Source organism: Enterococcus sp. DIV0712, from assembly GCF_050554855.1.
GTDB lineage: Bacteria > Bacillota > Bacilli > Lactobacillales > Enterococcaceae > Enterococcus > Enterococcus faecalis.
In genome coordinates, this window is record NZ_CP187333.1 from 2,392,587 (window position 1) to 2,414,442 (window position 21,856).

Genomic DNA, 21,856 nt, shown 5'->3' on the forward strand with positions numbered 1-21,856 from the left:
TGAGAGTAGCAAATCTGGCGAAGAAAGTCAACTAAAGATTGGCCCTTTACTTATTCAATGTGTTTTTCATCATGGTTAGTAACGTTTTCACGTCTTCTGTTCTAGTGTCCCCTGTTTCTTGATCGATAATTGAGCTGTAAACATGAGGAATGATTTTTTTAACGCCGGCATCCACCGCAATTTGAACAATTTCTTCAAAGTTTTCTAAATCAATGCCCCCTGTTGGCTCTAAGTAAAAGTCATACTTGGCACAAGCTGCTGCTACTGCTTGGTATTCTTCTTTGTGAGCCAAGCCTTTCATCGGGAAATATTTAATGGAACTGCCTCCCATGTCTTTCAACAATTTGATGGCGGTTTCGATAGGTACTTCCGCCGCTGGCGCACCAGAGCTTAACGGACCTGTCGCAATGTTGACATAGCCAACTTTGCCTGTGGGTGAAACCAAGCCATTTATCACTGTTTCGTCTTGACGAAGTAAGGCCCGCGAAGCGCCGACACCTGTGAAGACTTGGTTCACGTGTTGCGGTTGTAGAACTTCTGATAAGCGAGCCACCATTTGACTTTGATTTGGATCACCAGCTCCTAAGCCGACAGATAAAGCGTTGTTGGTTGCTGCTTGGTATTTTTTCATGTCGTCAATAGCTGCTTCATCGGTTTCATAGTTTTTTGAAAGGACGCCTAACACAACATGCCCTTCTGCTGCTTCATAACAGGCTTGGGCATTTTCTACTGAATTGGCTAAGACGTTTAAACAAATGCGTTCTTCTAAATAATTAGGTTTTAATGACATGGCTTATTTCTCCTTTGTGTCCATAATTTCTTGTAATCGTTGCACGATTTTGTTCATTTCTTCTTGATTGACAGAACGAATGTCAAATTCAATGATGCCATTGTTGGCTTGATATTCTCGCGTATAAATGGCTGGACTTTCTGCTTTTAACGCTTGGATGACTTCCTTGGCGGTTTTTCTGCCGTCCACTTTGACACTGGCGCGATAAATGTCTCGTCCGGCGCCATCCTGGACGATTTTAGCGGTTAAATCTGACAGGTTGTTGATGGCTTCAACAAACGGTTTTAAGCGTTCTTGCATCGAAGCCCCTGATTCACTGCCATGTGCCAAGTATTCTTCCACTGCTTGCGTAAAGCCTAGGATATTGTCTTTGCCAATTTTCATTGCTCGACCAATGCCTTTGCCTTGTAGGCGCACCCAGTCAATGTATTCTTTTTTCCCGACCACTAAACCGGCACTTGGCCCTTCAATTGCTTTGGCGCCGCTGTAAATCACCAAATCAGCGCCTGCTTCAGTGTATTTGAAAAGATCTTCTTCTGCTGCCGCGTCAACAATTAGCGGCACCTTGTGGCGTTGCGCCACTTTGGCCGCTTCGGCCACCGTCAGCATACTTTTTTGCACAGTATGGTGGCTTTTGATGTATAGAATGGCCGCTGTTTTTTCAGAAATCATCATTTCCACGTGTTCTGGACTGCACATGTTGGCGTAGCCAGCTTCCACCACTTGGCCGCCACCTTGCGCTACCATAACTTCTACAGGCGTGCCGTAGTCCACGTTGTGCCCTTTAGGTAAAACAATCTCTCGCTGTTCAATTTTTTCTGTATAAGGATGATACGCGTGGTACAAGCTGCCTTTTCCAATCAAGGCAGCCACCGATTGGGCAATCCCCGCCGAAGCCGAGGAAACGATTTGGGCATCTTCTACCTTCAACAAGTTGGCTAAAAAGGCCCCTGTTTGCACACTAAGTTCACTCATTTCAAAGAAATGTTCGCCGCCGAATCGTTGAGCCGCGAGGACTGCCTCCGAAACTTTGGAGACACCTAGAATGGTCATTTTGCCAGAAGCATTAATGACTTCTTTTAAGTGGAATTTTTCGTAACTATTCATTATTTTCTCCTTTATAACAAACCAAAGAATGAAGTGACCAAACTAACTAAGACAATCGTGCCGATAATGATACCGTAACGTGGGCCTTTTTTTACCATGAAGAAATAAATAGCCATGACTGCTGCTAAAGGAAGTAACCCTTTCATAATTTGATCTAGGATATCTTGTAAAACAATCGTGGCACCGCCAGTAACTTTAAACGTCATCGGGCTAGCAATTTTAACATAACTCGCACTTAAAGCGCCCATCATCATCATTCCTAAAACATTTGCTGAATAAATGACTTGCTTAATTTTGCCGTCTTTTAACAAACTTAAGATTGAATTACGCCCTAATGTATAGGACTTATTTACTAACGTCCAACTGATGTATAACGTAATGACTGTGTACAGAACCAACGGACCGATACTTCCAATCACGTTACCTCCTTTAGCCATTGGAATAAAAATGGAAATGATTAACGGCATTAATGCTGCCCAAATAATCGAATCGCCAATCCCAGCCAGCGGACCCATCAGCCCAGTTTTAATCGATGTGATCGCCGTATCAGAGATCGCTGCGCCATTGGATTTTTCTTCCTCCATAGCAATTGCAATCCCTTGAATGGAAGCTCCTACTGTTCCTTCAGTATTAAAAAAATTCAAATGACGTTTCAGAGCTTCTCTTTGTTGTTCTTCATCGTCTGCGTAAAGTTTTTTAATTGCAGGAATCATCGATGCACAAAAAACTAAACTTTGAAGACGTTCATAAGAATTTGATAATTCACAGCCTAGTTGATAAATCCAAAAGGCTTTGGATAATTCTTTTTTAGTAATTTTTTTCTGTTCCAATTGTTGTTCATTTGCTTGTGTCATTTGTTCCATTATGCTGCCTCCTCACTCAATGCCTTGTTTCTAACTAAAAAGGCAATACAGATTCCTAAAATAGCGACGGCCATAACTTCTGCGCCAAAATATACTACTGCAACAAAACCAATTAAAAAATAAGGAATCAAATTTTTCTTGCCAATTACCATAATTGTTAAGGCGAAGCCTAACGCTGGTAAAATACCACCCATTACTTCAAAGCCGTGCATCAACCATGCTGGGATAACTTCTAAGACTTTATTCACCACGGATTGACCAAAAAAATTCGCCGCAAAAACCAAAGGAAAGCGAATTAAAAATCCCGCTAAAGCTGGATAAACAAACGCAGCTCGGTAAATCCCTCCATAATTTAACTCTTCTGCATATTTATCAGCCATATGCACCCACGTCGCATTGATGGTCCGCCGTAATTGATCCATAAAGACGCCTAACACACCAAAAGGAACAGCTAGTGCAACAGCCGCCTCGGCATTCATTCCCACACCTAAAGCAATTGGAATCGCAATTGCTGAAGCTAAAGCCGGATCACTAGGCACATTGCCGCCCGGTGTGGAGGTGACTCCTAGATAAACAAGTTGAATCCCCGCACCTACAACCATTGCTTCACTAAGTTTTCCTGTTGCTAAACCAGCCACCAACGCTGCACCTAATGGCTGAGACAGCATGCCTGAAAATGTGTACCCAAAACGCAAACGTGCAAACCAATAATAAAGTCCCATAATAATTGAAACACCTAAAACGCCCATATGATTCTCTCCTTTTTCTCTGATTATAGTGATTGATATTTTTCAATTAATTTTTGAATTGGTAGGGGATTTTCTTCGGGAATCGCTTGGAAGAAAACATGGATGCCCTTCGTTAAAAGTTCAGTCAAAATTGCAACATCTTCTTCAGATAAATTGATATTTTTTAAAACATTTTTCCGATTTGGTCCGCCACCTAAGCCACCAACTTGAATCTCCTCTTTAATAATTTCTTGGTCCACCATCGCTTTTAAGGTCGTTAAATCTGGCACTAAAAATAACACCTTTTTCTCTTCCTTTTCTTGCGATTTCCAATATTCTTTGGCACTTTCAATCCCTTTAATTACTACAGAAACCCCTGGAGGCGCCGCCATTAAATAAATACTTTGTAAAAATTCATCTTGCTCTAGTTCATCACTCACTACCAAAATTTCATTTGCACCTGATTGTTGTAACCATTTAGTCACTACTTGTCCATGGATTAAACGGCTATCGACTCTTGTTAATACGATTTTTGACATTCTGTTCACCTGTACTTTCTTATTTTGGAATTTCTAAAATTTGACAACTGTCTACTGCTGCTTGTTGAATCATCTCTGCATCTTGTAAACGAAATCCAGGACCACTTTGTTTCATGACGGATTCTAATAATAACGATGTGCATAATCCTGACACAATCAGGAGGTCATAATCTTTTGATAAACGTAATGCAACGTTACTAGGTGTGCCGCCTTTAACATCTGTTAAAATTAGCAACTGGTTGTGCCACGTTAATTGGTCAATTTTTTCTGTGACTCGTTCTAAATAATCCCCCAGTGAATCCTCTGCTTGTAATGCAACTTCATGTACATTTGTGACTTCTCCAACAATCATCTGGACGCTTTTGACTAATTCCAAGCCCCAACCATTGTGTGTTAAAAGTAAAATTGGTTCATTTTCCATAAACAAACTCCTTTGCTAATTAATCATTTTATTAAAAGCAATAAGTGTGCCAACTTTCATTTCCGTTTGAATTAAGCCTTTTCAAAGAGCAATTCATAAATATAGCGCACTTCCAAAGGTGGAATCAACAGATTATAGGACACTTCAAGCGGTCGAAACGCCATTTTTATGACAGATACTGCTTCTGGCAACTCTCGGTATGACACTTCATAAGCTGTCGGGTCATATTCTGGATTTAGCAATTGCCGTTCTAACATACAAGCACAATGAATGATAAAACGAAGTAAAATCTTTTCGTCACTTTTTATTTTAGTTTGTAAGCAAATATCTGAATAAATCTTAGCTAATTCGATCGAAATGGTTGTAGGATTCAAAACCGTTAGTAAGTCTGTAATAGCTTCGATTGATAATCCTTGAATATATTTAGCTGAAACTTTTTTTAGTAACTCTTGGTTTTGTTTTTCTTCTAAATGATGGCCTAATAATTCGAAAACTAGCTGAATGCCCCGCTTCGATAGTAAATCTTGTAAAGAAATAAACGGAATATCTGGCACTTCTGTCTTTACGGTGCCAATGATGCCAACGATTTTCTCTTCTTTCCGAACAAAAGAATGCAAGCGATCAATGTCTTCCACTTCTCTTTTCTCTAAAGTAATGATGCGTACATTCGTTAGTAATTCATTGGGAAAAGTTTTTAGTAACAACTGTTCAATTTTAATAGCAGTCCCCATGCCAGTTAGACAGGAAATAATGAGAACTTTTGCCTCGTTGAAGCGACCTTTACTGCAAATCAAGGCGCGATGATTTTTTTCTTTTAAGACTGGTAATAGATACTCAAACGCCGTCGATTCATAAATGACTTCTCGGGCCACTTCTAGCAATGTTAAGAGATTGATATTGCTAATTAGCAGCACTTCCATTTGAAACGTTTGACTGATAGCATTACCAAAGTAAACCAGGGAACCGATGTCCACCATTAAAATAATTTTTTTATACTGATTTTGCTTTACAATTGTACGGACTTTTTCTAATGTTTCTTCCACTGATTGATTAATCGGCATATCAACTGCACGCATGACCGTTGTTGAGAACAGAAGGTTGGTGTACTCAACCATGCTGCTGGCCGTTGCGGCACCATGTGCAACGACGATAACGCCACAGTTTTCTTCAACTGAGTGCGCTCTTTTTTTAGCTGTGACTTTACGAATAAATAGATCGAAAAAGAGGATTTCCGTATCAGCAAAAGAAATCCCAAACAACGTTTGTAAAAAGTCCACCATGGTCTTAGCAGCTTGATATTGGGTGACTTTGCCAGAATAGATATTTTTGGTATCTGAATAAAATGTTTCATTCATTTGTGCAGAATAAAAAACAGCAGAATAAAGGTGGACAATTAAAATATTCTGGAAATCCTCTGTCAATTTTTCTTGGATTAATTGTTCAAAAAAGACAATGGCTTCTTGAATTTTTGGCTGCAATGTTTCGTCAATGGCCTCTATGGCTAGCGGTTCTTGAGCAAAAATATCCATATCATAAAGTTGCTCGACTTTGTTTTGCATGATTGCTAGCGCATCCTCTGTCGAAAGAGTTAATTTTTTCAAATCCGCATATTCTTTCAATAGAAAATTATAAAAACGATCATTTTTCAGACTTTCTGATTTAAGTAACTCTTGACTGCTTAAATAAAAATGGTTGTATTGAATCGTGAGGCCATCGTTAGGTATCCACTCATTAAAAGCCAGCAGACTTTCTACATCAGGTTGCTCTTTGACTGTCCCCTCGTTTGCTTCAATGCAAATAGTTTCCGTTAATTGGTCGAACACTTCTAAATAGGCTTGTGCGCTCATAAATTGAATCGCCGCTTTCAATTCACCAACGTTGGCTTCAAAATGAGTAAACGTTAATTGTTTCAACGCCTCATAACGAATGTGGATATTCTTTTGAATCCGTTGACTTTCTTCTAAGAAAAAGGACAAAATCAATTGAATTTTTTCTTTCAAAGAGCGCTCGGCTAAAGCTGGAATGGCTAATGTCACAGGGATCCTTCTTAAAAACGTTTTCAAAAAATGTTGATTGACTGCTTCGGTTGTTGCAAAAATAAATTTTATCGATACATTTCTTTGTTTTTCGGCTTCGCCCATCCGTGTAAAATACCCTTTATCCAAAACTGTAAACAATTTTTCTTGGCCTTCGCTCGTTAATCGATGGACTTCATCTAAAAATAAAAAACCGCCATCTGCCAACTCCACTAAGCCTTTTTGGTCATTGACGGCACCAGTAAAACTGCCTTTTTTATAGCCAAACAGATGCGAAGTTAATAATTCTGGATTGTTGAAATATTCTGCACAATTAAAATAAATAAACGGGACTTCTTGGTTCATTTTAACTTGATAAAATTGGTGTAATTGTTCTGCAATTAAGGTTTTCCCCACCCCAGATTCTCCAGTAAGTAAAATATTCAAGCCGTTAGGCGGATATAAAATAGCGGCTTTCAACTTCTTGATGGCGTCTGCTAAGCTCCCATCAAAACCAATTACGTTCGCAAATGGATTCATTTTCAGTAGCTGCTTTTTCTTATGTATCTGTTCTGTCTGTTGATAAATGTCCTCTTGCAGCGAAGCGAGGGAATCGTAGCACGTGCTACTTTTAAAAAAAGGAAACTGTTCCTCTAAGTAGTCTTTATCAAAAAATAACACCGGTCTTGATTTAACTTTAACGACTTGGTCTTTTCTCACTAATTCTGAAAGCTCTTCACTAACAGCGGTTCGGGTATAGCCAGAGGTCTGACTTAATTGCGAAGCCGTTGCGGGCAACAAGGTTTCTTTGCTACTTGGATTTTGTACGTGAAACTGTTTTAACGCTTGATGAATATTATCAATTCTCATAGTCTTTTCCCCATTTCTTTTTTGATCCAAAAGTTAATTTATTATACATTAAAACGGAAGCGGTTTCTTATTTACCATAAAAAAAATCAAGTCTTTAACCAAAAGATTAAAGACTTGATTTTTATTCTCCGTATTGTACAAGTTGTGTATTTTCACAATGAAAGTCCAAGAAATCTTGGATTTTTTTACCATTGAAGTAGTTATCAATGACTCGCATAACCGCATTGTGGCAAACAAATAGGTAAGTTTCCTCTGAAGCCAAGGCTTCCTCAATCAGGGGATAAATTCGACCCGCGACATCTAGGACTGATTCCCCTTCTGGAAACGGCAAGGAAATCTCAGAACGATTTTCTTGGAAAGCCGTTGTTTCAATCGGTTCACCATCATAAATGCCAAAATTCATCTCAATTAAACGAGGTTCTGTTTCAGTCGTCAATTGATTTCGTTCCGCAATTTTACGTGCTGTTTCTTGCGCCCGTTTTAAAGGGGACGCCAGTAAACGGTCGATTTGAATTCCTTGTTTGGCAATTTTTTCAGCTACCAATTCCGCTTGTTGATAGCCTTTTTCGGTCAATTGCGCTTCCGCATGACCACAAATTCTACGGGCCACATTATAATCTGTTTCACCATGTCTCACTACGTACAGCATTTTTCCACCTCAGTTTTTTGTCTTGTGTCTATTTTATCTGAAATTTGGTCACAATAACACCCTATTTAGCGGTAACTTTCTGGTAATTTAAATTTACCTTCTTGCTCAAACTGTTCGCCTACTTGGAATAAGAGATCTTCACGTCCACGAGCAGCCAGCAATTGAATGCCTAAGGGTAACCCCGTTGCCGTAACATGTGTGGGCAAGCTGATGGCTGGTTGTCCTGTCAAGTTCGCTAGTTGAGTATACGGTGTTAGCTGTAAACTTTTATCAAAATAATCATAGATTAATTCAGCTAACTCTGCTTCTGTTAATTCTGCTGCTTGCTCCATTCGTTGACGAATGTGCTCACTTTGCAAATCTTCGTTAATTTTTGGTGCTGAAAAAGCCGTTGTTGGTGATAAAAACAGATCAAATTTTTGAAAAAGTTCTTCCATCGTTACTGCTGCTTGATCCCACAACTGTAATGAATGAACATAGGTGGCTGCTGGAATCTTTTGGCCAAATTGATGCATGGTCCATGAAAAAGGTTCGATTTCTTCTTTACGAATTGGGCGCCCGAGCCCCTGTTGAATGCTGTTCATCATTGCTGTAGTTTCTGCGCCGTTCATTTGATAATAGGAGCGAATCAGCGCTGCACCATCGACTGGATAAGGAATCTCAATGATTTCATGACCAGCGGCTGCCAGAAAATCAGCCGCTTGTTTCGCCGCTAGTGTTGCTTCTGGCGAAATCATTGAGCCGATAGGCGAAGCGGTACACAGAGCAATTTTTAGCCGTTGTTTTTTAGGGTGTGTTTGCCATTCTGCCAAGGGCGCTTGGTATGGGGCGCCACTGTGGCTACCACGTAGGCCATAAAATAACGCTTTGGTGTCTCTCATAGAAATAGTCAACGCAAAGTCAATCGAGGCACCTTGCCAGCCTCGCCAGCCTTCTGGGCCGACAGGCATGGAGCCACGGCTAGGTTTTAAGCCAATTAAGCCACTAAAAGAGGCGGGAATTCGGATGGAGCCACCGCCATCGCTAGCGCCGGCGATAGGAACAATCCCGCTAGCGACAACTGCGGCAGCGCCGCCACTGGAACCGCCTGGCGAATGTTCCAGGTTCCAAGGATTGCGGGCTGGCCCGTAAAGCGCAGGGTCCGTAATATTTTTAAAGCCAAACTCTGGAGCGTTGGTTTGTCCTAAAGGCATCAAGCCAATCGTTTCTGCTTGTTTGACAAAGTTAGAGGTCGTTGTTGCAGTACTATTTTTAAAAAGTTGCGAGCCGGCCGTTGCTGACCACCCCGCTTTTTCTTGGCCTAACATTTTCAAAGGAAATGGCAAACCAGCAAATAGTGTGTCCTGCTGTTTATTTTTTTGATAAGTTGCTTCTGCTTTTTGGCTGTCAAAGGTTACAAAGCCATTGATCTTTGGATTTAACTTTTGGACTTTTTTCTCAATATCCTTTAAGAGTTCTGTGTGACTTACTTTCTGTTCTTTTAATTGTTGTACCCAATATAGTCCGTCTTTCATACAGACCCACCTCCTATACTATTCAGTATTAGTATAGCATGGTTTTTAAGGGGCATCCTGTGATGGTGATTCTCATTCGTCAAGTGCTTCTCTAATTTAAGTAAATAATTCGCCAATGTAAGGAAGCAACTGCGGATGCAGTTTGTAGCCTTTATAACGTGTATTTTGGATACCTTGTTTTTTAAAGCCCCCTACTTGAATTTTTTTATTTAATTTTGTCAGCTGTTTGGTCATTTTTTTTCGATTATTGGCTGTTTCTTCTGTGTCATATATTAATTTACACAGGCGCTCCATTGGTAAGTGTTCTTTTGGCGTACTATACAAGACAGCCAGTAGTGCACGTTCTGCGGCTGTTAGCTTTATCCCCTCTACATCTAACTTTTCATCTTCTCGTTGGATGGGTTTATTTAATTCTGCCAAAAGGAGATTTTCTCTTAATGTATCCAAAGTCGCATCCAATCGTAACCAATTGAGAATGCCATATTGATAGCTAATGCTCAATTCTTCCGAGGTAGGAATGTCTTCCGAGCGAAGAAACAACGGCGTTTTAACTCTGGCTAATTCCTTTAGATATAAATATTGTTCTTTGCGAGGAATCGTTTCGCTGAGAATGATGGCATCAAATTTTCGATAAAACAAATGACTTTCCTTAATTTCACCAATCAGACACGTCGTACAAAAAACTTGGTGATCTAAATGCTGTAAGCGGTTTTGAAAAGCAGTTTCTGATAAAATATTTTTTGTGATGACCATTATTTTCATTCTTGATTCCTCCTTAATTCTTTTTTGGTTCAAAATTTTCTCAATTTTCGTGTTTTGTTTTGATATATTTAGTATACTGGAAATTTTTCGAATTAAAATTTAGAAATTTACAAGCAAATCAGTCATTAACAGTCATTCCTGTAATCCCCGATTTATAAAGGATTTCCAATAGTCTTATTTAAAAAATGTTTGTTATTTAATCCTCAACGTGCTATTTTTTTAATTTTTTTCTTTTTTATTTAGCTGACAAACGTCAAAAGGTTGGTATTAGCTACCAACCTTTTGACGTTTGTTAGCTACTTTCTCTTGAAATCTTTGGATTTTTTTCTACTTTCACTAAAAAAAACAGCCAAAAATGGCTGTTTCTTTGCTATTTATATTTATTTCATAATATCGATTAAGTCTTTTTTTGAAGCTGCCGAGGCAGGGAAATAGCTAAATACAACCCCGATAAAGACAGAAATCCCAATGGCTAATGAAACGGTCATTAAATCTGGTCGAACAGAAAACGGTAGTGCCATTGAGGCTAAGTAGGCAATAATCATTCCTAAAAGATAACCAGTAATTCCGCCGATTAAGGTCAAGGCAATCCCTTCTGTTAAGAATTGCTTTTTAATATCACTGGCTGTCCCGCCCAATGCACGTCGGATACCAATTTCCTTAATCCGTTCTGAGACCGAAATGTACATCATATTCATAACGCCGACCCCAGCAATTACCAGTGAAATAGCCGCAATTGCGGAAATAAACAAGGTTAAATTATTTAATAAAGAGCCCATTTCTTTGATGGTATCTTTAACATTATATTCTTGATACGTCCCGCTGTTTTTCATGGTTCCTTGTTGAGAGAGAGTTTTTATTGTTTCTTTCAATACTTGATCTGGTTGATAGCCAGGTGCTACTGTTAGCTTCAATGTAGATGTATCTTTTAGCTTGCCGAAATAATGTTCATAGGTCTTTTTGGGAAAATAAAGCAATGAGTCATCATTACCTGGACCAATGGCACCGCTGGTATTGGTTGTCACGCCAACAATGGTAAAAAGTTGCTCTTTATATGGGAAAGTTCGATTAACTGCTGCAGTTGGGTCTTGGTAGAGCTCTTTGGCAACCAGTTCATCCACCACCACTGTTTTATCCAGTTTTGCATTGTCTCCATCATTCAGTTGGCGTCCCGCCAACAATTCTTTGGTGGTTTTGTCGGCAAGTTCATAGGTTACAGAAAGATTTTTCGGTCCTGCTTGAAAATTCAGTGTACCTTTTTGGGCTCCATCAACTTCTCTTTGATCAAAATCAATTTTTTCTACGCCAGGAACCATGCGCACGACCCCTAAATCATTGTCGGTAAACATCGCTTGGTCACTAAACATATCCGAAGTGTTGTAAGCTGAAAAAGAAATCTTTTTCACGTTTTCTTTTTGTTTTTCAGCGGATAATTTATCGACCATGTCTTCTTTAAAGCCGTTACCGATAGCCACGATGGTAATCACCGAAGCGATCCCGATGACAATCCCTAGCATCGTTAACAAGCTGCGTCGCTTATTTTTCAAAATGGAACGGAAGGCGGTTTTCCAAATAATTGAACGTTTCATGTCAGCACCTCCTCTAAAATCTTTCCATCACGAACTTTAATCAAACGATTGCAGTATTCAATTGTTTCTTCATCATGTGTCACTAAAATAATGGTGACTCCTTCATTGTTTAATTGCTGAAAGAGCGTTAAAATTCCTTCCGATGTTTTACTATCTAAAGCCCCAGTTGGTTCATCTGCAATAATAAAACTTGGCCGATTGACAATCGCACGTGCAATGGCCACACGTTGTTGTTGTCCGCCCGAAAGTTGTTTTGGATGCTTCTTGCCTTTATCTGGCAAGCCGACTTTTGTCAGAACTTCGTGGACACGATCTTTGGCTTCTTTTGGGGTTAACCCACTATATAAAAGAGGCAATTCAATGTTTTCTTCAACTGTTAGTGTTTCAATTAAACTAAAATTCTGAAAGACAAAGCCGACTGCTTCATTTCTAATTCGGGATAGTTCCTTATCAGAGAAGTCGCCAATTTCACGGTCTTCAAATAAATACGTTCCTTCAAACTTTTTATCAATAAAGCCTAGCAAATTAATCAAAGTCGATTTCCCAGAACCAGAAGGACCCATAATCGCTAAAAATTCTCCAGCGTCTACTTGGAGGTTAATATCATCTAACACATGCAGTGTTTCTTCTTCGGAATAATAATATTTATGAATATGGGCTAGCTTAATCATTGGCAGCTACCTGAACATCTTGATTATCTTTTAATTCTTTATTGGGATTGGCAATCACTTGGTCTTTCCAGTTCAAGCCACTTTTGACAACTTTACGACCTAAATTTGTTTCTGTTTCAATCGGTGTTTTTTTCGCTTTGCCCGCTTTGTAAACATAGACAAATTCTTTTTCGCCTTCTTTTTGGATTGCTGCTGTCGGTATAATCATTTGCTTTTGCGGCACAGCGATGCTAGTAGACAAGCCTTCTGCCCAAGGAAAATCACCTTCTACTGTAAATTGATAACTCACTACTGGATTGCCTTCATTTTTAGCTATTGGGGTTTGCGCAATGGAAACAATTTTGCCTGGCGCTGATTTGCCTGAACCAACGGTCGTCACTGTTACTTCTTCCCCTGTCTGTAATTTATCGTAATCATACTCGGTTACTTTTCCTTGAATATTTTTCTTTTGTGTTGCAATTTTAATGACTGGTTTATCGGTACTACTCATGGCACTAGCATCAACAGTGACTTGGCCATCAATTGGTGCTGTAACGACTGTGTTGACTTTGCCACGTGTTTGTTCAAGCGTGTTTGCTGCTCCGACGGCATCACTGTTGGCTAATTGAAGGGCTTGGTTAGCTTGGGCGACTTCACTATTCGCAGCACTAACAGCTTCATTCAATTGCTGAATTTCCGCATTTAGTGTTTCTTTCTCTTCAGCCTCTTTTGCGGTGTTTAATTTTTGCTTGGCTGCAGCAACTTTGTTTAAGGCTTCATTGTATTTTTGAGTGGCTAAGTTAACGTTCTCTTGTGCTTGTTGGACTTGAAGATTGTTCCGATTAACGGCATTCGCTTGTTCTGTTTCTGTGGCTTGGATGTCTGAGTTATTGTACGTTAACAATGGACTATCTTTCTTGACTTCTTTACCATTTTCAACATTTATTTCGGCAATTTTTCCTAAAGAAGGATCAAAGAAAATATCCCGAGTATCTAGAAAACTCACTTGACCATCTAATTTTAATGAGGCCATTTCTGTAATGGTATACGTTGTGTATTCAGGTTCAACTTCTTTTGAAGAAAAAACTGTTTTTGCTCCGATAAATCCGACGACGACCACTGCGGCACCAATACCGAACCACACTTTTTTATTTCGCTTCTTCTGGCCTGACTTTTTCATTTATTTGTTCCTCCTTGATTTCTGTTGACGAGTTTGTCATTTTATTTAGTATATAATGAATAAAAAAACTGGTCCCTTCATCTTCCTATCATTCCTCTTACAGTTTTGACACATCTTTATTTAACAAAAAAACGTTTATCCTGTGTAAAAGGATAAACGTTTTTTGTTATTTTATTGTTCTAATTGACCCAACCAGCCAGATGTACCGCCTAGAACATTGGTTACTTGATACCCTTGTTGACTGAGAAACGCACACGCTTGTGCGGAGCGCGATCCCATTTGACAAATCAGATAATAGGGTTGGTTTTTATCTAATTGCTGATAATTTTCGGTTAAAGTACTTAAAGGTAAGTTGATGGCCTGAGGGACATGCCCCAGTTGATATTCCATTTCTTCTCGTACATCAATAATCGGTATTTTTTTTCGTTTTGCTTCCTGATAAAATTCAGGCATGCCAATCGTGTTATACATTTTCTAGTTCCTCCGGTTTTACCATTCTATATAGCGCAAAAGCACCATCTAAATTTTTGGCTGAGATGCCTGCTTGTTTTAGCATCCGTTCTGCAATATAACTACGCAAACCGCTGTGACAACTAACAATGTACTTCGTTGACTTGTCTAATTCCTCCAAACGTTCTCTTAACTCATTTAAAGGAATAGACACAGCATTTTTAAATTGACCATTGGCTCGTTCGGCGGGATTACGGACATCTAATAAAACAGCTCCATTAGCTAATTCGTTGGATAACTCATACCATTGAACGTTTTCACTCAATCCTTCTACAAGGTTCATCGCTGCATAGCCTAACATGTTCACAGGATCTTTCGCTGAACCAAACGGCGGCGCATAGGTAAACTCTAATTCAGGCAAATCAAAAATAGTTAACTGTCCTTTAATAGCGGTCGCAAGAATATCAATCCGCTTATCTACGCCCTTTGCCCCAATTCCTTGTGCGCCATAAATTTCCCCTGTCGTAGGATGGAAAACTAATTTTAACTGAAGATCTGTTGCGCCAGGATAATACCCCGCATGGTCTTTTCCACTGATATGCACAACAGCTGTTGTTAGTCCAGCAGCTTTAGCAGCCCGTTCGCTTAAACCAGTTGAAGCAGCGGTTAAATCAAAGACTCGCACAATGGCGGTCCCAATGCTTCCTTGATTTTTTCTCTCTAACCCAGCAATCACATCCGCTACTTGACGTCCTTGGCGATTGGCGGGAGAAGCTAAAGAAATCAGCGCATCTTCTTGAGTGATTTGTTGTTTCACTACAATAGCATCCCCAACCGCATAAATATCGGGTTGATTCGTTTGATAGTGTTCATCAACAACAATACCGCCACGTAAACCAGTTGCTACACCTGCTTCAACTGCTAAGGTATTTTCTGGTTGGACCCCCACCGACAAAATGGTTAAATCAGAAGCTAATGTTTGACCGTCTTCTAAGCGAATCACTTGCCCTTCTTCTTCAAAAGCAACCGCAGATTGTCCCGTAATTACTTGAACATTGTTTTTGCTTAATTCAGCTTTGACAAAAGCGGCCATTTCTTCGTCTAATGGCGGTAAAACATGGGGTGCTTTTTCCACGAGAGTGACTTCTAATCCGCGTTTTTGCAAGTTTTCTGCCATTTCCAAGCCAATGAAGCCTGCGCCAATCACGACGGCTCGTTTTGTTTCTGGTGTCAAGGCTGTCATAATTTGATCTAAATCAGGAACATTTCTTAATGAAAAAACATTTTTGGCTTCTGCCAATCCTGTAATTGGTGGCACAAAAGGTTTCGCCCCTGGTGATAAAATTAATTTGTCATAGTGTTCTGTTAAAATTTCTGTTTCATGTTTCACTGTGATCACTTTTTCTATTGGATCAATCGCCACGACTTCATGGTGAGGACGAACATCTAAATTAAACCGTGCCTTTAACGCTTCGGGTGTTTGAACAAGCAGTTGCTCTCTTTCTGCGATTTCGCCAGAAACGTAGTAAGGCAAACCACAGTTTGCAAATGAAACAAAAGGGCCTTTTTCCATGACAACAATTTCAGCATCTTCCATTAAGCGACGTAAACGTGTCGCTGCTGACATACCACCAGCCACGCCTCCGATAATTACAATTTTCATTTATTTTCCTCCTTTAATTTGACCAGACCATTGGGACATCCCGCCACGAACGTTAATCACGTGATAGTTTTTTCTCGCTAAAATTTTGGCCGCATTTTTGCTGCGCATGCCGGACTGGCAAATCACATAGACTTCGTTAGCGGATTTGTTGTAGGCGGGAATTTTGTTAAGTGGGACATTAATCGCTTGTGGAATATGCCCTGCGCGGTATTCGCTAGGTGTCCGGACATCTAATAACGTTATCTCTTTAGATAAACGTGACTGCAATTCCTTTGTTGAAATACTTGGCGTTTTTTTAAACAATTGAAATAACATCTTTTTCTCCTTCTCTTATATACCTTATGGGGTATATTTAACATGAAAAAGTTAGACTTGTCAACTGAAGAGATTTCTGCCATTTTTAGATTCAAAGAAAAGATAGTTGACAAAAATACCTCGTGTAGGTATATTTTAAACCAATCACTACTCTTAAGGAGGGGTAAAATGACTGAAGAAAAAAAGAAAGTGCTGAATCGTTTACGCCGCACAGAAGGACAAATTCGCGGGATTCAAAAAATGATTGATGAAGAAAAAGAATGTATCGATGTTATCACTCAGTTGAGTGCGGTCCGTTCTAGTATTGATCGCGTAATGGGGATGATTGTTGCGGAAAATTTAAAGCATTGCTTTGAAAATCCTGAAAAAGATCCTAAAGAACAAGAAGAGCGATTAGCACAAGCGATTAATATGATTGTCAAAAAGTAAAACAACGCAAACTTATTCAGCGAAAGATAAGTTTGCGTTGTTTTTTTATTTATTAGACGAATCTGCCCTGCGTTTTTTTAAATTGACAAGCATAAAAAGAATCGTGCCAATTAGTAAAATCACGACGGCGATATAAAAGCCCATGACTTTCGAACCCGTTGTGTCAGAAATTTTCCCAGTTAAAGCTGGGGCAATCACAGATGACATCATGCCGAAAAAGTTAAACACGCCCAAAGTAGTGCCAATTCCAATTTTTGGTGCATTTTCACCTAGCCAAGAAATAATAATCGGTTCTACAGCTAATTTTCCTAAGAACCCATACATAATTAAAGCAATTAATAACAACGTCGCATTACTTACTTGTACAGTTAACAAGAGCATAGCTGTTGCTAAAAATTCTAAAACAACGATGAATTGAACTTTTTTATGCATGTACTTATCCGCCAACCGACTAAAAAATAACGCTCCTGGAATAGAGGCAAATGCGACCAGCGAAGAGGACAATCCAATTGCCGCTCCTTGGAAACCACGTTCGGTACTTAAAAAATTAGGTAACCAAGTCACAATCATATAATATGCATAACAAGTGCCAAAATATAAAATATACGCAAATAGCATATGTGGCGCAAACAGTTTTTTAAAGGGCACTTTTTCTTTTACCGCTCCGTTATCTTTTTCATCAACAACGGTTGGCTGAATCAAGGCCATGTCTTCTTTATGATTACGAATAATCACTTGAAAAGCCACTAACATACAAATAATCATAAAGGCGGAAATGTACATCATCACTTGCCAAGGTAATCCTTTTTGGGCAACTAAATAACTAGATAAAATCATCCCTAAACCTGAACCAACTGCTGAACCACTGTTGACAATAGCTGTTGCAAAACTTTTTTTGGCTTGAGGAATGTTTTGCGACGTCAACGAGTAAGCTGAGCCATAGAAAGAACCACATCCTAAGCCTGCCAATAAGCTACCTAAGTAAATTGTTCCAATCGTTTGGGCTTGGGCAATCAGTAATGCTGCCAGCGCAAACAAGATAAAGCCTGGAATTAATACACGTTTTTTCCCAATTTTGTCTACCAAGAAGCCTGCAGGAATCTGCATGACTACGTAACCGAGAAAATAAAAGCTAGAAATGGACCCTAGGGCCGTATCGGAAGCGTTACCATTTAGAGACGCGCGAATTTGTGGATAAACGGGAGAAAGCGCGGAACGATAAATCCAGATTGTTACCCAGCCCATACATAGTAAAATAACGATTTTTTTCCAATAAGCCAACGAACTTTTTGTCTTGTCTGTCATTTTCTTTTCCTCCACCAATCATTTTTTTGGTTAACGTTTCACAAGGAACAAAAGCACTACGCTTTTTTACGTAGTGACCTTTGTCCTACCTTCTTTTTTAGTTTAAATACTCAGCCAATGCATGAGTACTACCGCTACCGCCTTCAAATTGATAACCTTGGTGTTTCAATACAGTCTCAAAGGCACTTAAGAAATGCAACACATTGTCTTCCCGACTGCTGTAACCCATATTACCGACCCGCCAAATTTTTCCTTTTAAATCACCGAAGGAAGAGGCAATTTCAACTTTAAAATGATCCAGTAATAAGCTTCGCACTTTTTCACCATCAATTCCTTCTGGAATGACCACAGGAATGACTGTTGGTGTTTTTGTGTCTAACTTCCCGAAAATTTCTAAGCCCATTTTTTGCAGACTTTCAACTAAAATACGATCGTTTTTCCGATGGCGTGCGTAGACATTTTCCATGCCTTCTTGAAGTAACAAGCGCAGCCCTTCATGTAGCCCATAAATCATTGTAGTCGCTTCTGTATGATGATTTAAGCGCTCTGGTCCCCAATATTTTTCTAATTGCGATAAATCCAAGTAGTTACTTTGAATGAACCGTTCATTCCGCGCATCCGCGCCAAGCCCTAACTCTTTTTGGTAACGGCCCGCCAGATAATCGGCTACACGTTGGTTGTAGGTAATTAAAGAAAGGCCTGAAGGTACGCTGACACATTTTTGAGTGCCTGCTACCGCAATATCAATCTTCCAATCATCGACCTTTGTTTCAACACCGCCGTAAGTCGCCACCATATCTACTACGAAGAAAATTTCATTTTCCCGACAAAAGGCGCCAATTTGATCCAGTGGTTGCATTTGTGCATTCGCCGTTTCGCCATGGACCATCGCAACAATTTTTGGTTGATGTTCTTTAATCGCTTCAATCACCGTTGTTTGTTCAAACGGTGCGAGCCAGTCCTTTTCTAAATAAATGACTTCGGCCCGGGCGCGTTCGCAAATTTCACCTAATAAATAAGCAAACCGGCCATACGCAGGCACAAGCACTTTGTCGCCTGGCTCAATCAACGCAAATAACCCCGCTTCCAAGCCTGAACGTGACGTGCCATCAATGGCAAAGGCTTGTTGATTCTTTGTGGCAAAAGGTACTTTAATCATTTCCCGAACTTCATCCATAATTTGTAGAAATTCTGGATCAAATTGCCCTAAAATTGGTTGACCCATTTGACGAAGTACCGATGGATGGGCTTCGACTGGTCCCGGCGTCATGATTGTTCGCCGTACAAAATTTGGTTGTTGATACATAGTAATCCCTCACTTCATTTTTAATTCTTCTCTTTTATTATCTTTGGAAAAACCCAGAAATTCATTGTTCAATTTGCACTATTTTGACTTTGTTTTTTAGACATATTCAATAACTATCTTTTGTACTCCTTTTTATTCTTCGATATACTATAAAAAAGGAGGTTGTTGTGATGAAAATATTAGCTGAGGTCTTGGCTTTACCAAGATTTTCTGACTTACAATTATTATCGTCTCACTCAAACTTAACACAGCCCTTGGAAAGTGTAGAAATCACGGAAACACCTGATGTGGCTGATTTTATCCCTAAAAATGTCATGATTTTAACAACGGCAATGATTTATAAAGATGATCAAGAAAAATTGAAACCTTTTATTGACTCGCTAAAACAAGCAGAGTGTACGGCTTTAGGAATCAAAGTTGGGCGGTTCCTTGACGAAATTTCACCAGAAATTGTTGCCTATGCCAGTGCCGTTGATTTGCCCCTGATTAAAATTCCTAGCACACAGCCACTAGGCGGGTTGTTGCATGAAATTGTAGGCTATCTTCGTGATAGCAAAACCGAACAGATGTCTGTAGCATTTGACATACAAAAGCGTTTTTCAACATTATTAATGCAAGATGTTGATGCTACGCGCTTCATCGCTGAATTTGCGAAAATTTTAAATGCGCCAATTATTTTATTAAGTCCTTGGCAACAGGTGATTGCCCACTCGAATTATTTTTATGGCAATCAAAAATCGGCGGAGTTTTTCATCGAACAATTATCAAAAGACCACTTTCAACAATTGGCACAAGAAAAGAAAATCTTTCGTTTACAGGATGAGCGACAAGAAAACATTCAAGTAGCTGGCTTTCCAATTCGTGTGAACGATTATTTTCCCTATTATCTATTGGTCTTATCTCCTGAACAGATTCCTTATCCTATTTCTGAATTTGCCATTGATCAGGCCATTTTAGTTTTGACTTTTATGTTATTTAAAAACCAGAAAATTGCTGAATCTTTTGAGCATCTCAAAACAGACTTTTTGGACCGCTTGCTTGATACACATCAAGAAGCGCTGAGTAAACATCAAAATTGGTTGGAACTTTGGAAAAATTATCGTTTAATCAACAGTGATTATTATCAATTAGCGATTGTCTACGGCGTGACTAAACCAGAAAATGAAACCCATATTCGTTATCAGCAAGCGGAAGGGCAACTAATTTTCCAATGGCTCAAAGAACAATTGCCGGAAATCCTGCCAGATGTCGCCTTGTTTAAATTAAAAAATCAAAATAAAAGTATCTTGATTTTTCAATCTAAAAAAAATGACCATTTGATGATTTTGCAAAACCTCGCTGAACGTTTGCAACAGGCTTTGCCTATTACCATTCGCTTTGCTTTAGGCAATGCTTATGAAAACCTAGAAGATTTGCCTAATTCTTATATTGAAGCTTCCTCGACATTAGAGGCTTCTTTACACGCTCAAAAACCAGCGACTGTGCAATTGTTCCATCCCAAAGGCCTAGCTGGACTTTTTGAAAAGATTGGCACTGAAGATGTTGAATACTTTTGCCAGCAACAATTGAAAGAGTTGGCCTATCCGACGGAACCGACGTTACAAGAATTACGAAAAACCTTGAAAGTTTTTTTAGATTTCAATTGCGAAATTACTAAAACGGCCAACGCTCTTTACCTACACAGAAACACCATTAAATATCGCATGAATCAATGTGAAAAATTATTAGGCACCTCTATCCAAGAGCCTGAGACGAGTTTACTCTTACGGGTAGCGCTAGAACTTTCAGGAAAATAATTAACAGGAAAATAGCCGAATAAAAGTAACGTCTACCAAGAAGAAGGACTCTACCGTTCACCACTGCGTGTTCAAATCCTATTGTTCCGAGGTCATTACTTTACATTCGGCTTTTCTTTATAATTCTGGTTCACGATTGGCATCTTTGGAATAAACGTACATTAGCGGTTCTTCACGGCCAACCGCATAGGCTGCTTGTGGCACATAGGCACTCATGAAAATATAGTCCCCTTTTTCCACTGGATACCATTCGTTGTCCAAATTGTACATCCCTTGGCCACTAATTAAATACGCGCCATGCTCTTGGACATGCGTTTCAATATAGGCATGACTAGCACCTGGTTCAAAAGATAAGATATGCATATTCATATCAAAGTCAAACTCTTTCGGCAATAAACTCCATAGTAAAACGTCTGTCATTCCTTCATATTCTTCTGGTTGTTGGTCATGAATTGACCCAACCACTTTATAAGGTTGATGGCCTGCCAACGGCTGATAGCGTTTTTTATATAAGAAAACTTCCGTGTCCGCTTCCTGTGCATTCGCTAAATACATTTTCATTTCAGGCGTAAAGTAGGCGTAGCCCCCTGCTTCAAGTTCATGAGTTTCTTGACCATCTGAAACACGCAAACGACCGTCAATGACATAAACCAACGTTTGAATCCCGTCGCCACCAAAACCAGTTGTTTGTTGACCATTTTTATGAAACGTAGCAATGTAATCCACAAATGTCGCACCTAATTTAGGCGATCCCAAAATGGAAATATCGACATTTTCAAAACCAGGTACTGCATTTTGCACCAAACCATCATGGGGAATAATGGCGTAATTGTCTTTTTTTATCACAGCTCTTGATGTTAACAATTCTTTTTGGTAACCAACTCGATTATTTTTATAACCCATCACAATTCTTCC

21 protein-coding genes are annotated in these 21,856 nt (G+C 39.4%); 2 read left to right on the forward strand and 19 right to left on the reverse strand.

What is annotated here, in order from left to right; translation table 11 throughout:
• Positions 1 to 46: 46 nt before the first annotated feature.
• From dagF to IGL42_RS11555, 16 genes are all read right to left on the reverse strand, one after another.
• A complete protein-coding gene (gene dagF, locus IGL42_RS11480) occupies positions 47 to 790 on the reverse strand; it encodes a 2-dehydro-3-deoxy-phosphogluconate aldolase (protein ID WP_002361094.1) in 744 nt (247 codons plus the stop codon).
• Positions 791 to 793: 3 nt separating this feature from the next.
• On the reverse strand, positions 794 to 1,897 hold the full coding sequence (locus IGL42_RS11485) for a DgaE family pyridoxal phosphate-dependent ammonia lyase (protein ID WP_002389182.1): 1,104 nt from the start codon (positions 1,895 to 1,897) through the stop codon (positions 794 to 796).
• 11 nt (positions 1,898 to 1,908) lie between these two features.
• Positions 1,909 to 2,760, reverse strand: coding sequence for a PTS system mannose/fructose/sorbose family transporter subunit IID (locus IGL42_RS11490; RefSeq protein ID WP_010710919.1), 852 nt, complete (start codon positions 2,758 to 2,760; stop codon positions 1,909 to 1,911).
• The gene (locus IGL42_RS11495) at positions 2,760 to 3,509 is read right to left on the reverse strand and encodes a PTS mannose/fructose/sorbose/N-acetylgalactosamine transporter subunit IIC (RefSeq protein ID WP_002355079.1); all 750 of its coding nucleotides are present in this window, start codon (positions 3,507 to 3,509) and stop codon (positions 2,760 to 2,762) included. The genes IGL42_RS11490 and IGL42_RS11495 overlap by 1 nt, the downstream gene beginning before the upstream one ends.
• A gap of 23 nt (positions 3,510 to 3,532) precedes the next feature.
• A complete protein-coding gene (locus IGL42_RS11500) occupies positions 3,533 to 4,027 on the reverse strand; it encodes a PTS system mannose/fructose/N-acetylgalactosamine-transporter subunit IIB (protein WP_002384789.1) in 495 nt (164 codons plus the stop codon).
• Between the two features lie 19 nt (positions 4,028 to 4,046).
• Complete coding sequence (locus IGL42_RS11505; protein ID WP_002365282.1) at positions 4,047 to 4,448, reverse strand: PTS sugar transporter subunit IIA; 402 nt, start codon at positions 4,446 to 4,448, stop codon at positions 4,047 to 4,049.
• A gap of 71 nt (positions 4,449 to 4,519) precedes the next feature.
• Positions 4,520 to 7,333: a sigma 54-interacting transcriptional regulator gene (locus IGL42_RS11510; protein WP_010710918.1), complete on the reverse strand. Its 2,814-nt coding sequence runs from the start codon at positions 7,331 to 7,333 to the stop codon at positions 4,520 to 4,522.
• 121 nt (positions 7,334 to 7,454) lie between these two features.
• Positions 7,455 to 7,982 carry a histidine phosphatase family protein gene (locus tag IGL42_RS11515; RefSeq protein WP_002393993.1) on the reverse strand — a complete coding sequence of 176 codons (528 nt, stop codon included), beginning with the start codon at positions 7,980 to 7,982 and terminating at the stop codon, positions 7,455 to 7,457.
• A gap of 65 nt (positions 7,983 to 8,047) precedes the next feature.
• Positions 8,048 to 9,496, reverse strand: a complete 1,449-nt coding sequence (locus IGL42_RS11520; protein ID WP_010710917.1) for an amidase — start codon at positions 9,494 to 9,496, stop codon at positions 8,048 to 8,050.
• A gap of 96 nt (positions 9,497 to 9,592) precedes the next feature.
• On the reverse strand, positions 9,593 to 10,258 hold the full coding sequence (locus IGL42_RS11525; protein ID WP_002359135.1) for a helix-turn-helix domain-containing protein: 666 nt from the start codon (positions 10,256 to 10,258) through the stop codon (positions 9,593 to 9,595).
• Positions 10,259 to 10,638: 380 nt separating this feature from the next.
• A complete protein-coding gene (locus tag IGL42_RS11530; protein WP_002359134.1) occupies positions 10,639 to 11,847 on the reverse strand; it encodes an ABC transporter permease in 1,209 nt (402 codons plus the stop codon).
• Positions 11,844 to 12,518 carry an ABC transporter ATP-binding protein gene (locus IGL42_RS11535; RefSeq protein ID WP_002393995.1) on the reverse strand — a complete coding sequence of 225 codons (675 nt, stop codon included), beginning with the start codon at positions 12,516 to 12,518 and terminating at the stop codon, positions 11,844 to 11,846. The genes IGL42_RS11530 and IGL42_RS11535 overlap by 4 nt, the downstream gene beginning before the upstream one ends.
• Positions 12,511 to 13,677, reverse strand: a complete 1,167-nt coding sequence (locus IGL42_RS11540) for an efflux RND transporter periplasmic adaptor subunit (protein ID WP_002361088.1) — start codon at positions 13,675 to 13,677, stop codon at positions 12,511 to 12,513. The genes IGL42_RS11535 and IGL42_RS11540 overlap by 8 nt, the downstream gene beginning before the upstream one ends.
• Positions 13,678 to 13,848: 171 nt before the next feature.
• Complete coding sequence (locus IGL42_RS11545) at positions 13,849 to 14,148, reverse strand: rhodanese-like domain-containing protein (RefSeq protein ID WP_002361086.1); 300 nt, start codon at positions 14,146 to 14,148, stop codon at positions 13,849 to 13,851.
• The gene (locus tag IGL42_RS11550; protein ID WP_002393996.1) at positions 14,141 to 15,790 is read right to left on the reverse strand and encodes an FAD-dependent oxidoreductase; all 1,650 of its coding nucleotides are present in this window, start codon (positions 15,788 to 15,790) and stop codon (positions 14,141 to 14,143) included. The genes IGL42_RS11545 and IGL42_RS11550 overlap by 8 nt, the downstream gene beginning before the upstream one ends.
• Entirely contained in the window at positions 15,791 to 16,105 is a 315-nt protein-coding gene (locus IGL42_RS11555) for a rhodanese-like domain-containing protein (protein WP_002365287.1), read from the reverse strand.
• Positions 16,106 to 16,273: 168 nt separating this feature from the next.
• Here IGL42_RS11555 and IGL42_RS11560 point away from each other — a divergent pair, with 168 nt between their 5' ends.
• Positions 16,274 to 16,534, forward strand: coding sequence for a metal-sensitive transcriptional regulator (locus IGL42_RS11560; RefSeq protein WP_002355063.1), 261 nt, complete (start codon positions 16,274 to 16,276; stop codon positions 16,532 to 16,534).
• 45 nt (positions 16,535 to 16,579) lie between these two features.
• On the opposite strand, the gene IGL42_RS11565 is transcribed toward IGL42_RS11560, so the two are convergent.
• On the reverse strand, positions 16,580 to 17,839 hold the full coding sequence (locus tag IGL42_RS11565; protein WP_002378762.1) for an MFS transporter: 1,260 nt from the start codon (positions 17,837 to 17,839) through the stop codon (positions 16,580 to 16,582).
• Between the two features lie 97 nt (positions 17,840 to 17,936).
• The gene (locus tag IGL42_RS11570) at positions 17,937 to 19,145 is read right to left on the reverse strand and encodes a pyridoxal-phosphate-dependent aminotransferase family protein (RefSeq protein WP_002355061.1); all 1,209 of its coding nucleotides are present in this window, start codon (positions 19,143 to 19,145) and stop codon (positions 17,937 to 17,939) included.
• 170 nt (positions 19,146 to 19,315) lie between these two features.
• Between IGL42_RS11570 and IGL42_RS11575 the strand changes: the two genes are divergently transcribed.
• Positions 19,316 to 20,941 (forward strand): PucR family transcriptional regulator, encoded by a 1,626-nt coding sequence (locus tag IGL42_RS11575; RefSeq protein ID WP_010710916.1) that lies wholly within the window; start codon positions 19,316 to 19,318, stop codon positions 20,939 to 20,941.
• A gap of 117 nt (positions 20,942 to 21,058) precedes the next feature.
• Here IGL42_RS11575 and allE read toward each other — a convergent pair whose 3' ends face one another.
• Positions 21,059 to 21,844, reverse strand: coding sequence for a (S)-ureidoglycine aminohydrolase (allE, locus tag IGL42_RS11580; RefSeq protein WP_002384779.1), 786 nt, complete (start codon positions 21,842 to 21,844; stop codon positions 21,059 to 21,061).
• Positions 21,845 to 21,856 lie beyond the last annotated feature (12 nt).